Below are 13,048 nucleotides of genomic sequence, written 5' to 3' on the forward strand. Positions count from 1 at the left end.
TGCCAGCCTTACGGCTGACCAAACTCGAAGAGGAAAATCGCAAAACCCAATGCGCAAGGGGACTGTATTATAGTTAATTTATAGAGGAAAGATACAGAAAAATATTCTAATTCCTACCGTTATCCCGGTAAATCCTAGTATTAATAGTTAATAATAATTGATGAGACCACATATATGGAACACGTAAACTTCAAACTTTTCAAGATTCCAAAGTGGTATAATGGCTATTCGATTTAAGGATTTAAAATTCAAACAAATTCAGTTGGCAAGGTATAAAAAAGACAACCATTAAAAGGCCGCTATTTTTATAGCTTAATCCCACATCACGCTGAAAATTAAATCATGGAATTACATTAAAACTCACTTTTATTTTTCAGAAGAGCAGCAATTATCGCCAAGCTGAATCGGCGGACATTTTACGGTACCATAACTGCAAAATACGCAACAATCTCCGTTTAGAGGTTTTAGCCGAGTGTGGCATTCTTCACACTCATAAAAATACTGGCAAGCATCAGTCGGCATTATTTCCTCCTTTTGATGATTACATACTGGGCAGGTAAGGGTCGATTCTAGTATTATTTTGTTAGTTGACATCTGAAGTTATTTTTTTACTTTATACCCGGTTTTATTTTCAATGATCATTGCTAGTTGTTGTCTTGAAGTTTTTGTGCGGTCAAATTTTATAGTTGATCGTCCTTCATCATAAGAGGTTGAAATTTCCTGGACACCTTCTTCATTTTTTACTGCTTCGTTAACGTGGCCTTCACAGGCAGCACAAGACATACCATCAATCACTAAGATAACTTGCTCCAGATTCGTGTTTTTAACTGAAGAAGCCGCCGTCGTATGATTCCGAAAATACGGTTCATAATAAGGGAAGGAAAATAGTCCAATAGAAATGACTGTCACTATCCATAGAAAAGCCTTCGATTGCATTGGCCTTTTTTTTGTATCGCAACCACAATCGTCTTTTTTTACCGGTTTATAGACACGATAAAAAGCTAAGCCTAACACTAATGCTGTAACAAGCATTAAATACGGCCTTAAGGGTTCGATCCAACTAAACATGGAGAGTGCGCCACCTGCGGCACCAAATAGTGCCAACAATGGGCCGATACAACAGAGTGATGAAGCCAAAGCAAGTATTATACCTGATCCTAAAAGTTTTGTATTATTTATTGGTTTGCTCATGTTATCCGGTTTAAAACTCCTTGTTTATTATACTAAAAAACGGTTGGAGCAACTTTAAATGTACTTTATTTAACGAGTAGTAAATAGTTTGGCCTTCCTTTCGAAAATCAACTATGGTGCCATCTTTAAGCTTGCGCAAATGCTGAGAAACCGCCGGAATACTGATTTCAAGTATATCACTGAGATCACAGGGACATAACTGCTTTTCCCGATCGAGCAAGTAAAGCAATTTTAAACGAACATCACTTCCCGCCAAGGACAGAATTGCGGATAATTGGGAAAATGGAACTTCCTTATCCTTCAATTTTTCCTTACACGCTTTGATTTGAACCGGGTCTGCCTTTTCCCGGATACATTGGTTTGCTGTACTCATATTTTAACGATTGCACAAAATTAAAATATCTTAAGCATTTAAGCAAATACTTAAATACTTAAGATCTCCAGATTTCGCTAACCCTGAAATGAATATTTAGCACCATTAATAAGCCAGCCTAAGCATATCGGCTAGGGAAGAAGGCAACAAGCTTTGTTCCAAGGTAATAGCAGCTTTTTCAATATCATAGTCAAAGCGCCTGAATTCTATCTGGATGCTTTCGCTGTTCAAGGCTGAGCTTTCTTCACTAAGCGTGACCAGAACATAACAACCTCTTGGGTCGCCATCTTTGGGTTTGCCTACAGAACCGGTATTGATGACATGTTTGAACTTATTATCGGCGGCCTGGATAACCCTATGATAAGGCTTATGGGAATGTCCTACAAATAACAAGTCGGCGTCAGCTTCCAGCATCATGTCTAAAACATAAGCTTCATCTGTATCAGCCAATACATACTCATCAACCTTTCGTGTACTACCATGCGCCAATACCAGGTTTAACTTATCACTGTTTTGCTGGTATTCTAATTTAATGTGTGCCGGCAGGCTTTTTAAATAAGATCTGTTACCGTCATTGATAATATGGTAAGCATATTTCTTGCCGCCTTCTTTGAGGTCCTGCTCTGTTGTCTCCAGGCCATGAACTTTTAGGTCGTGGTTACCGGCAATGGTCGCAATATTACGCCTGCGAATTTCAGCGATTACTTCATTCGGCCAGATGTGATAACCTATGAGGTCACCCAGGCAATATACGGAATCAGGCTTTTGCTGGTCCATATCCTGAAGCATAGCTTCAAACGCCGGAAGGTTGGCATGTATATCGGAAAAGAATGCGATTTTCATATTAAGCGTTACGAAGCATATCAGCGTATTCATTGGGCAACGGGCTGTCTTCAACAGCTTTAGCAGCCTTTTCTATTTCATAATCAAAGCGGATGAATTCAACCTGGATGCTATCCTTATCTTTTACAGAGCTGTTTTCATTTATCGTAAGTAAAACGTATCCACCGCGCGGATCTGCGTCTTTGGGTTTACCAACCGAACCGATATTGATTGCATGCCTGTAATGAACATCCTCTGTAATTTCAGTAGGAAGAACTCTATGGTAAGGTTTATGTGTATGGCCGAAACACATTACGTCAGCATCTGCTTGTTCCATAATACGCAGCATACTTTTTTCGTCCCGGTCTTCAAATAAATATTCATTTACCTTTCTCGGACTGCCGTGCACGAGCAAAACATTTAGCTTGTCATTATTCAACTGGAACTCCAATCGGATGTGGGCCGGCAAGGTTCTCAGGTAAGCACGCTGCTGGTCCTTTACAATTTCATTTGTGTAAGCGATGGAGATCTTACCCATTGCTTTTTCTTCGTCAGTCTTGTAGGCGCAGCCACAATCATCACTAGAGCGACCTATGCCAAAATCGTAATTACCCGCTATGGTAGGTATTCCTCTTTTCCGGATCTCGTCAATTACCTCGTTAGGCCAGATATTGTATCCTACCAAATCACCCAGGCAATAGATAGCATCGGTATTGCGGGGTTCAACATCTTTAAAAAAGGCTTCCAATGCTGGCAGGTTTGCATGGATGTCTGAGAAAAGGGCAATTTTCATGTTTTTGGTTTTAAGTTTTCTGTTATTTCATTTATTGTACTTCTTGCAGAACGGCCCACGCCTATAAGTGTTGCAGATGCAAATCCGGTCCAATTTCCATAGCCTACAAAGTATAAACCATCTATAGCTATTGATTTTGTTTCTGCTCTAAACTTATCATCCAAAATACCCAAAGGTTCCAGGTACTGGGTTGCATAACGAAAGCCCGTGCACCAGATAATGACTTCAAAATCTTCCTTTGTTCCATCAGGCCATATTACACCAGTTGGTGTAAGCGCAGTAAATGTTGACCGGTATTGCAGTACACCGAGGTCTCGCGCTTCCAGAACAGAAGGCACCATCACAATATTACCCAGATTGTACTGCTTCGGGTCAAATTCCTTGCCGGATTGTAAAGCATGGTATTTGGCGGATGCGAGTTCAAAAAGTACCCTTCCATCCACTTCATCTGGTAAATATTCCGGCTCTTGCTGCACAGCCCAGGTGGTGTCTGCAACTTTTGATACCTCTGCAAGGATCTGGGCTCCAGAGTTGCCATTACCCACAATAAGTACTTTTTTTTAGCTAATTCCGCTGCATTTCTATAATGTGCGGAATGGATTTGAATACCCTGATATGATTCTATTCCTGGTACAGGGGGGAATAAATGGATTTTGCCAGGAGCCGGTAGCAGATATTACGACCGTGCTTTTGAACTGCCCTGCCGAAGTCTCTACTTCAAAACCAGTTTCTGTCTTGTGAACCGCCCAAACTTTTACCGGCCTTTGCACCTGTATTTTATAGCGTTCTTCGTATGCATGAAGGTATTCGATCACTTCCTGCCGCGAAGGGAATTTACCACTGGATTTCGGCATCATCCAGCCTGGCAGGGAGCTATATTCAGCAGGAGAGAAGAGTGTAAGAGAATCCCAACCATGCTGCCATGCGCCGTCACTACTGGGCTGGTCATCTAAAATCAGATAACTTAATGCGGTGCGTCGTAAGAAATAGGCACAGGCCAGGGCACTTTGCCCTCCCCCGATGATCAGTACGTCATATTCATTCATCGTTTTTGATTCTTGCTATTTAAATTATTCAACGGTCACCTGGCTTTTATAATATTTCTTTCTCAGCCAGAAAGCTACATTTACCAGCGCAATTAATGCGGGTACTTCCACCAATGGACCGATAACGCCGGCAAATGCCTGTCCACTATTGATGCCAAAGACACCGATAGCCACGGCAATAGCCAACTCAAAATTATTACCGGAAGCTGTAAAGGAGATCGCTGCATTTTTAGAATAATCCGCTCCCATACGTTTGCCTACAAAAAAGCTTACCAGGAACATAATGGCAAAATAGATAACCAAAGGAATCGCAATTCTTACAACGTCCATAGGAATCTGTACGATCAGCTCACCTTTCAGGCTGAACATAACTACGATTGTAAATAGCAATGCGATTAAGGTAATTGGAGAGATCATAGGCACAAATTTGTTCTGGAACCATTCTTCTCCTTTTAATTTGATCAGGCTATAACGGCTGATTATTCCCATTGCAAAGGGTATCCCTAAATAAATGCCTACGCTTTCAGCAATCTGACCGATCGAAATATTAACATCAAGCCCTTTCATCCCAAACACAGGAGGCAGAACGGTGATAAATATATAAGCGTACACGCTGTACAATAAAACCTGGAAAATGCTATTGAGAGCGATAAGGCCTGCAGCATACTCCCTGTTTCCCTCTGCCAGCTCATTCCATACAACGACCATTGCAATACAACGGGCCAGCCCGATAAGAATAAGGCCGATCATATACTCAGGATAACCGTGAAGAAATACTATAGCGAGGATAAACATCAAAATTGGCCCGATACTCCAGTTCAGGAGCAAGGAAGCACCCAGGATCTTCGTATCCTTAAAGACTTTGCCCATATTTTCATATTTCACTTTAGCAAGTGGTGGGTACATCATCAGGATCAGGCCTATGGCAAGTGGAATATTGGTAGTTCCACTTGAAAAAGAATTGATAAAATCAGATGAAGAGGGGAAGAGGAACCCAATAGATACTCCGATAGCCATAGCCAGGAAAATCCATAGGGTAAGGTATCGGTCAAGGAAACTCAATTTTTTCCTCTCATGTGCTGGGGCGCAGTTGTTGGCTGACATATTTTTTGTGTGTTAGTGGATATGTTTATTTATCGAGATTTTCATTTACAAATTCTGCGCTGTACGTTTTGATGAGATCACGTACCCTTCTGAATTCATTTATAACTTCTTCATCCGTTCCGGTCGCTTTTGCCGGGTCGGGAAAATTGTAGTGTAGCTTTTTAGCTTTCGACGGAAAATACGGACAGCTCTCTTTGGCATTATCACAAACCGTAATTACATGATCAAAGTCTATATCCGCATACTCATTCACATTATTGGAGGTATGGGCAGAGATATCAATGCCGGCTTCAGCCATAACCTGGATGGCTTTAGGGTTAACCCCATGAGTTTCTATGCCGGCGCTATAAACCTCGGCACGGCTACCTGCGAAATGCCTTAAAAATCCTTCTGCAATCTGGCTGCGGCAACTGTTGCCGGTACAGAGTACCAATATTTTTTCCATTATTTGATGTTTTGATTTCTTCTTTCCAATAAAATAGTATCCCGCCAGATACCGTTTATCTTACCGATTTTTTCCCGGTAGCCCACTTGCCGGAATCCGGCTTTCTCATGCATTTTGAAACTACCAGTGTTTTCTCTAAAGACACCGGATTGTAGCGTCCATAATCCATACTTTTCACTTTCTGCAATCAGTGCCTGAAGTAGAATTGAGCCATAACCTTTCCCGGATAAAACCGGATTGATATAAACACTCACTTCAGCAACACCTGCATAAACGCAACGGGAGGATACCGGTGATAGCGCCGCCCAGCCCAGGATATTTTCTACTTCGTCCAGCACGAAACGACAAGTGCTTAAATGCGATATGTCCCAGTCTTCCCATGAAGGAGCAGCGGTTTGAAAAGTGGCATTGCCGGTAGCAATGCCTTTTTCATATATTTCCTTTACGGCAGGCCAATCACTGGCGACCAAGGTTCTTACTTTCATATGGAATGATTAGCAGCAGCCGCTTCCTGGTGTACAAGCCGGACCTTCTGCAGCGAGATTTACCATTTCTAACTTTACTAGTTCTGCTTTTGCAGCTGGTGTACAGCATTCTTCGCCTTCTGAAGTAGTGCCACAGCTTCCGCCTCGGTTAATGGCTTTGCACTGGGTAAAGTCGGGAGTAAGGTTAACGATCAAATCTTCTCCGGATACGGTAAAATTACCCGGGTACATTTGGCGGGTGTCGAACTGTGAATTGCCAAATTCAATTTTTACAATCGCATTGGGATTTAACGGTAACTTCTTTTCCACGATGTCCACAATAGACATAGCTTTACTTGCCTGCATCGCACGGCCTTCTTCCGTTTCCCTTGGTTCCCATAATTGGACAATGATCTCTGTCCAGGAGTTCATTACGCCACCACAATCGACAGATACGATCGGGGCTTGTTTGATTTCTGTGATATGGTAGGAGGGATCTACCCATTTGCCTTCTGCATATTCAAATTGTAAAATTTGATTCGGATTTTGCTGGAGTTGCGTTTTAAACGTTTCCCAGTTGATAAATTCTGAGTTGTTCATGTCATATTGCAATTTAACGATTAATTGGTATAAATTTTTTAGCAACAGCTTGCGTTCTCGTTATAAGAAGCAAAGAAAGCTGCCAGATTTGTTTTTAATAATTTCCAGGCTTTCGGTTCAATGCAATAGCATACCCGTACACCCTCAATAGTGCCCTGGATAATACCCGCATTCTTCAATTCTTTAAGGTGCTGGGAAATAGTTGGCTGTGCCAATCCTAATTCCTCGACCAGATCACCGCAGATGCAAGAATTTGTACGGATGATAGATTGAAGGATCGCAATACGGGCAGGATGGCCCAATGCTTTGAGCATTGTGGCGAGCTGGTTCTGCTCCTCTGTGAATATTTCTGTCTTAGTAAGTCCCATAATGATATTGCAATATTACGATTAATATTTTGAATTGCAAAATTGAATTTAAAAAAATAACGCTGGTCCCTTACCGAAATTAATTTCGGTAAGGGACCAGCGGAACAATATCTTCTCATAAATCGAGTTCTGCATCAATAAATTCTTTTGCGCCTTTTGGACCCTGTAATAGTCAGCCAGCAAAAAGAATCAGTGTTACTCGTTTTAATCGTAAAATCAAAGAAATCACAACACTGTCTTTCTGTTTTTACAAATTCATTCAATTCGTCCAAAATGGAGTCACTTCCCTTGAATTTGTTGGAATAGCCGTTGATTACCTGTTTTTTTTCAACAACTTGTTTCTTCAGGCTTGAAATGACCGTAGCTTTCCTTTCCTGCAGATCAGGGCTTGTTAACTTACAGGCTAAAATCTTCTTACCATAATTATCAGTGCAACTTGCATCACAGCTAAATTGTTTTTTTGAGTTAGTTTTTACCTGGCTATATCCGATTATGGAAATTGCAATAAGAGGGAACATTAAAATGTATTTCATTTTTTATTGGATTTGACGTGGTGCGTAAAATATAATGCATACCCCAACCAATGCAATCAGGGCGCCGATAATATCATAACGATCTGGTTTAAATCCGTCCACTTTCCAGGCCCAGAATAAGGATAAGACAATAAAAATACCACCATAGGTAGCATAGACTCTTCCAAAATTCGCGGATTGTCAGGTTGCCACTACCGCATAGAATGCCAGGATAATTGCCCCTATTATGCCATACCAAAAGGACTTGTCTTCCTTAAGCCAGTGCCAAACCAGGTAACCACCTCCGATTTCACAGATGCCGGCTAAAAAGAATACAAGAAGAGATTTAACTACTGCCATATGTTTAAGATTAAAAGTATATTTACAAATATAAACCATGGAGTATAGTCTATGGTCAAGTAAAAACTGAATATTTTATGTTAATAGGTGAACTGTCTTCTAAATCTGGACTTTCGCGTGATACTATCCGTTTCTATGAGAAGCAGCAGCTTATTGCTGTAACAAGGAAAGAAAGAAGGGGTAATAATTACAAAGAGTATTCCGAGGAGGTGCTTGCAAGGCTTTTGGCAATAAAACGATTGAAGAACTTCGGATTTACGTTAAATGAAATTGCTGATTTACTGGAAATGATTGAGCAGAAGGAAGCAACCTGCAATAACGTAAGTGAGTTCATTGAACAGAAAGTTACATTGGTAGAGGCAAAGATCCTTGATCTGATAAACCTGCGTAATCAATTAGTAAGTGGTGTCAACAAATGTAAGGACTGCTGTAATCCGGAGCAACCGGAAGAGAATTGTCCCATTCTGGTTACTGACAATTTCCTTGAAAGTTAGCTGTGAAAATTATCAACGATTTCAGCCAATTTAGTAGGTGATATAAAGAAAGAATTACTAATATTGCATTTGTGGAATACATTGCTCTGCTTCTGTCTATTATAGTGATTACGCTTTCGGCTGTACCGTGTTGTGGAGGAGAACATGAAGCAATGGAACTTTCTACATTGAAGCAGCAGAATACTTCCCATCATTCTACTCGGGATGAAGACGATTGCTGTAAAAATTGCTCCCCTTTTTATTCCTGTGGGACATGCGTAGGGTTTGTAAGGTCTAGCATTTTTGTTTTGAACACAACCATTTTTCCAAATAATTACCAAGTTCATTTCCCGGCCTATCTTCAGGCCAGTCAACAAGTATTTACGACACAAATCTGGCAGCCCCCCAAACTAAGTTAAAACGAACGCCACTATCGGCAAATGATCTATTGTTTTAACTTAATCACTTTTTAAAAATGAAAAGAATTGCTGTGCTGTTGGCAATGCTGTTTTCTGCAGTGTTGGCCAATGCCCAATATATTTATAAAGCCGTCGTGAAAGACGCAAACACAAATGAGACATTAGCTGGAGCTACCATTAAAGTTTTAGGAACTGCACTGGGAACAAGTACAGACAAATCCGGGGCGGCAGTTATTAGCGGTATTCCACAAGGAACACAAATTATCCAGTTTAGTTATGTTGGGTTTGAAACAAGAACAGATACCATGGTTTTTCCGCTTACTTTGGATACACCGGCTGTTATATTGCTGCAGGCTGCTGAGGAAGAAAGCGAGTTGGAAGAGGTGCAAGTATCGGCAACTAGGAGTACTAGGACCATTGCGAATATTCCGACCCGAATAGAAGTTATTGCAGGAGAGGAGCTGGATGAAAAGGGAAATATGAAGCCTGGCGATATCAGGATGCTACTGGCCGAAAGTACCGGTATCCAGACCCAGCAGACTTCGGCTACCAGTGGAAATTCCAGTATCCGTATTCAAGGTCTGGATGGCAAATACACGCAAATTATTCGTGATGGTTTTCCACTCTATTCCGGATTTTCCGGCGGTTTGGGATTATTGCAAATTGCACCGCTCGATCTGCAACAAGTAGAAGTAATTAAAGGCTCTTCATCGACCCTATATGGAGGAGGAGCTATTGCCGGTTTGGTAAATCTGGTGTCCAAAAAGCCAACAGAAGAACGCCAACTTAATTTTTTATTGAATGGTACTTCTGCTCTGGGGCTTGATGCCAGTGGTTTTTACGCTCAAAAATTAAAAAAAACAGGATTTACTGTATATGCAGCATACAATCACGGAACAGCTTATGACCCTTCAGATATTGGCTTGACCGCAATTCCAAAATTTAACCGGTTTACCCTAAATCCTAAACTCTTTGTTTATTTCAATGAGAAAACTACCCTTTCTGTGGGACTGAATACAATGACTGAAAAGCGAATAGGTGGGAACCTGGAGTATATCAAAGGTAAAGGAGATGCTGTGCACAGTTATTTTGAAGAGAATCAAACAGGGCGTTACAGCTCACAGACGGAACTAGATTATAGATTAAATGATAATGAAAAATTTGTTTTCAGAAATAGTGTAAGTTATTACGATCGGAGTATAAACCTGCCCGGTTACCGGTTTTCAGGTTTACAGATTTCTACTTACTCGGAAGCTAATTATTCCCGAACCGGAGAGAGGGCCGAATGGGTAGCCGGCGTAAATTTTTTGACTGATAATTTTTCCGAAGATAAGAACAGTACCTTCCCGTTAAGGAATTACAACTATAATACTTTAGGTGCATTTGTTCAAAATACATTTAATGCCTCTGAAAAGATAACGCTTGAATCCGGAATAAGGGGCGACTATCACAACGATTATGGTTTCTTCTTTTTGCCCAGAATTTCTGCTTTATGGAAAATCAATAGCCATTTTTCAACCAGGCTTGGTGGTGGGCTTGGCTATAAAGCACCTTCGGTCTTTACAGAAGATGCGGAAAGAATCCAATTTCGTAATGTCATGCCTATCAATGTCAACGATACGAAAGCGGAACGATCGTATGGAGCCAATTATGATATCAACTATAAAACAGCATTGTTTTCCGACGAGGTTAGCTTTAGTATTAACCAGATGTTCTTTTACACACGCATCAATAACCCTATTATGCTGACTGATTTACCGGGAGGAAATTTGCAGTACGTTCAACCTCGAGGAAATTTAGACACAAAAGGCATGGAGACTAATGTGAAACTTACCTATGGAGACTTTAAATTGTTTGTAGGATATACTTATGCCGACGTCAACCAGCATACGGAAGGAAATACAACTACATACCCATTGGTATCCAAACATCGGTTAAATAATGTATTGATGTATGAAATTGAGGATAAATTAAAGATTGGTTTGGAAGCTTATTATTTCAGTCCTCAGCAATTAAACGATGGGGGTAGAGGGAAGAGCTATTGGACTGCAGGTCTGATGACTGAGAAGATCTGGGAGAAGTTTTCCATTTTTGTCAATTTGGAAAATCTGACTGATACAAGACAAACTAAGTTTGATTCTATTTATACAGGAAGTATTACGAACCCTACTTTTCGTGATATCTATGCACCAGTTGATGGATTTATTATTAACGGAGGCATAAAATTGAAATTCTAAATTTACTTAATAAAAGGCTGGTACTACCAGCCTTTTATTTTCACGGTCCCAATCTCCACGCGTAAAGGCCCTGTCTTTACTTGTCCGAATTAACTTATTCTCACCACGCTGACCACAACTTTTCGATACAGTACTTGAATTTTTCCATCACACAGGGTTTATCTTGATTGTAAAAAATCCGCTTTCTTCGACTAGTTTTTCAGAAATTTTTTTGCAAATTATTCAATAAGTTTTGAGATGGAAACTAATAACCGGAGATATCATTCAGAAATAAAGGAAGAATATATGAAGGATAACCTACCCTTTGATATAGTTAAAACTATTCCTCGTTCTATCAGAAAAAGGTGGCGGGAGCAAGCTGAAAAAGATTTTTGGATGCCGGTTCCGGTTGAGGATAATATTTCAGATGAGTTGACCATACGACGTCTGCAAACCGAAAATAAAATACTAAAAACTAAGGTCAGAGCACTTTTTATCTTGTTGTTCTTTACCGGGAGCTTTTTAAATTTATGGCGTTAAGGTCTTATCATGTCTTGAAAGTAAAAAAGAATGTAGGACTGCTTTTACATTTTTGCCTGGAGCATAAACTGGAGAAATTTGTTTGGAAGCTGTTACCCTTCTCTTTCAAGCAATGGCATTCATGGGACGGGCTAAAGTCATGTCAATTTTCGTTGCAAGGTTATTGTCGTAAACAAAATGTAGCACAGTTGTCCCTTAAGGAACAACAGGATAAGGAGCTTGGCTGTGCTGAAAAAAGAGTTAGGATTTGGACGTTGGTAAATGTCTACTATTATTTGCTGCGGCTGAAAAAGGTCTATTTCAGCCTGGGCGCTTTTACAAATATTGCCGACTCTTGAAAATTACAAAAAGAAAACATACAAGACGGAAAAAATATTATCCTATTGCTGCTACAGCCCCCTTTAAAATTCTTCATCAGGATATCACCATCATTAAAACTTTGAATGGCGTTAAGCACTATGTTTATATTATTAAAGACAATTTTAGGAAGGCCGTTTTAGCATGCAAAGTAACAACAGAGTATAGCAGTATTGTTGCAAGAGAATCTTTCGAAGGAGTTCTGAAAAGGTTTGGTCTTCTTCGTAATCAAAGCTTTTTAATAACGGATGGAGGGGTGGAAAATAAGGTGGAACTCGACCTTTACTTGAACAGACCTGGCATGCTTTGGCAGAAGTTAACAGCGCAGCTTAATATCATTCAAAGTAATGGCATGATAGACGCAGCAAACAGGTTAATCAAACAAAGATATTTACTTTCAAAAACAGTCGATAACACTACGAAACTCAAAAGGGAATTGGAGCAGGAGGTAACCAACATGAATTCTATGCCCAATGGTCAATTATTTGGTTATTCTCCCAATGAAGTTCTGAATCGTGCTATTCCTGATCGAATCCGGTTTAAACAACAAATCTTCGAGGCTACAACTAATCGAATGGAAGAGAATCGAAAGTTTAATTGCAAATTATCTTGTCACTTATGTAGCTGAAGACAGAATGAATTTTCTTCCAATATTGTTTCCCAAGGAAAGCTATAGGAAGAACAATGTTGTAACTTAATTTATGAAATTATTTTTATACGAGAAGCTTCTGTAATAAAGCGTACGCAAACGCGTACAGTAACCTATAAAATGCTCATGAACGGTGCTTGTTAATATACGGAGTCCCAACCTCAGTCAGGTATCCCAGTACAGGGTTAATCAGATATTCTAAACAATATACTAGCGACAGGCTATCAGATTCGTCTATGTGTATATTTTGTAAAATGTACAATCGGCTGACGTTTTTTATTTGTTTTTTAAAATTATTTATTACTTTTGAAAAAAA

The 13,048-nt window shown here is 40.1% G+C and carries 18 protein-coding genes and 1 pseudogene; 5 read left to right on the forward strand and 14 right to left on the reverse strand.

Annotated elements, in window-relative coordinates; genetic code table 11:
• Positions 1-366 precede the first annotated feature (366 nt).
• The 14 genes and pseudogenes from L1283_RS23515 to L1283_RS23580 form a co-directional block, all read right to left on the reverse strand.
• Positions 367-594 (reverse strand): GDCCVxC domain-containing (seleno)protein, encoded by a 228-nt coding sequence (locus L1283_RS23515; protein ID WP_083296100.1) that lies wholly within the window; start codon positions 592-594, stop codon positions 367-369.
• A gap of 6 nt (positions 595-600) precedes the next feature.
• Positions 601-1,191: a mercuric transport protein MerTP gene (merTP, locus tag L1283_RS23520; RefSeq protein ID WP_070569789.1), complete on the reverse strand. Its 591-nt coding sequence runs from the start codon at positions 1,189-1,191 to the stop codon at positions 601-603.
• A 10-nt stretch (positions 1,192-1,201) separates the two neighbouring features.
• A complete protein-coding gene (locus L1283_RS23525) occupies positions 1,202-1,564 on the reverse strand; it encodes an ArsR/SmtB family transcription factor (RefSeq protein WP_070569791.1) in 363 nt (120 codons plus the stop codon).
• A gap of 105 nt (positions 1,565-1,669) precedes the next feature.
• Complete coding sequence (locus L1283_RS23530; RefSeq protein ID WP_070569793.1) at positions 1,670-2,407, reverse strand: metallophosphoesterase family protein; 738 nt, start codon at positions 2,405-2,407, stop codon at positions 1,670-1,672.
• A gap of 1 nt (position 2,408) precedes the next feature.
• Complete coding sequence (locus L1283_RS23535) at positions 2,409-3,179, reverse strand: metallophosphoesterase family protein (protein ID WP_070569795.1); 771 nt, start codon at positions 3,177-3,179, stop codon at positions 2,409-2,411.
• Positions 3,176-3,724: a hypothetical protein gene (locus L1283_RS23540; protein ID WP_217493569.1), complete on the reverse strand. Its 549-nt coding sequence runs from the start codon at positions 3,722-3,724 to the stop codon at positions 3,176-3,178. Before L1283_RS23540 ends, L1283_RS23535 begins: the two co-directional genes overlap by 4 nt.
• 36 nt (positions 3,725-3,760) lie before the next feature.
• A complete protein-coding gene (locus L1283_RS23545) occupies positions 3,761-4,225 on the reverse strand; it encodes an NAD(P)-binding domain-containing protein (protein WP_217493570.1) in 465 nt (154 codons plus the stop codon).
• A gap of 24 nt (positions 4,226-4,249) precedes the next feature.
• The gene (gene arsB / locus L1283_RS23550) at positions 4,250-5,329 is read right to left on the reverse strand and encodes an ACR3 family arsenite efflux transporter (protein ID WP_070569797.1); all 1,080 of its coding nucleotides are present in this window, start codon (positions 5,327-5,329) and stop codon (positions 4,250-4,252) included.
• A 25-nt stretch (positions 5,330-5,354) separates the two neighbouring features.
• Positions 5,355-5,774, reverse strand: a complete 420-nt coding sequence (locus L1283_RS23555) for an arsenate reductase ArsC (RefSeq protein WP_070569799.1) — start codon at positions 5,772-5,774, stop codon at positions 5,355-5,357.
• Positions 5,774-6,259, reverse strand: a complete 486-nt coding sequence (locus L1283_RS23560) for a GNAT family N-acetyltransferase (protein ID WP_070569801.1) — start codon at positions 6,257-6,259, stop codon at positions 5,774-5,776. Before L1283_RS23560 ends, L1283_RS23555 begins: the two co-directional genes overlap by 1 nt.
• Positions 6,260-6,268: 9 nt before the next feature.
• A complete protein-coding gene (locus L1283_RS23565) occupies positions 6,269-6,838 on the reverse strand; it encodes a DUF6428 family protein (RefSeq protein ID WP_070569803.1) in 570 nt (189 codons plus the stop codon).
• A 38-nt stretch (positions 6,839-6,876) separates the two neighbouring features.
• A complete protein-coding gene (locus tag L1283_RS23570) occupies positions 6,877-7,206 on the reverse strand; it encodes an ArsR/SmtB family transcription factor (protein WP_070569805.1) in 330 nt (109 codons plus the stop codon).
• 134 nt (positions 7,207-7,340) lie between these two features.
• Positions 7,341-7,739, reverse strand: a complete 399-nt coding sequence (locus tag L1283_RS23575; protein ID WP_070569807.1) for a hypothetical protein — start codon at positions 7,737-7,739, stop codon at positions 7,341-7,343.
• A gap of 3 nt (positions 7,740-7,742) precedes the next feature.
• Positions 7,743-8,117: pseudogene (locus L1283_RS23580) on the reverse strand (YnfA family protein).
• 38 nt (positions 8,118-8,155) lie between these two features.
• Here L1283_RS23580 and L1283_RS23585 point away from each other — a divergent pair.
• The 5 genes from L1283_RS23585 to L1283_RS23605 all read left to right on the forward strand — a co-directional run bounded on the left by L1283_RS23585 (position 8,156) and on the right by L1283_RS23605 (position 12,711).
• Entirely contained in the window at positions 8,156-8,572 is a 417-nt protein-coding gene (locus tag L1283_RS23585; protein WP_070569809.1) for a MerR family transcriptional regulator, read from the forward strand.
• Positions 8,573-9,026: 454 nt separating this feature from the next.
• Positions 9,027-11,207, forward strand: a complete 2,181-nt coding sequence (locus L1283_RS23590) for a TonB-dependent receptor (protein ID WP_070569811.1) — start codon at positions 9,027-9,029, stop codon at positions 11,205-11,207.
• Positions 11,208-11,444: 237 nt separating this feature from the next.
• Complete coding sequence (locus tag L1283_RS23595; protein ID WP_070569813.1) at positions 11,445-11,726, forward strand: hypothetical protein; 282 nt, start codon at positions 11,445-11,447, stop codon at positions 11,724-11,726.
• Positions 11,717-12,064 (forward strand): hypothetical protein, encoded by a 348-nt coding sequence (locus L1283_RS23600; protein WP_070569815.1) that lies wholly within the window; start codon positions 11,717-11,719, stop codon positions 12,062-12,064. Before L1283_RS23595 ends, L1283_RS23600 begins: the two co-directional genes overlap by 10 nt.
• A complete protein-coding gene (locus L1283_RS23605; protein ID WP_070569817.1) occupies positions 12,061-12,711 on the forward strand; it encodes a DDE-type integrase/transposase/recombinase in 651 nt (216 codons plus the stop codon). Before L1283_RS23600 ends, L1283_RS23605 begins: the two co-directional genes overlap by 4 nt.
• Positions 12,712-13,048 lie beyond the last annotated feature (337 nt).

It is taken from the genome of Sphingobacterium sp. HSC-15S19 (assembly GCF_050433745.1).
In the GTDB taxonomy this organism is placed as follows: Bacteria; Bacteroidota; Bacteroidia; order Sphingobacteriales; family Sphingobacteriaceae; genus Sphingobacterium; species Sphingobacterium siyangense.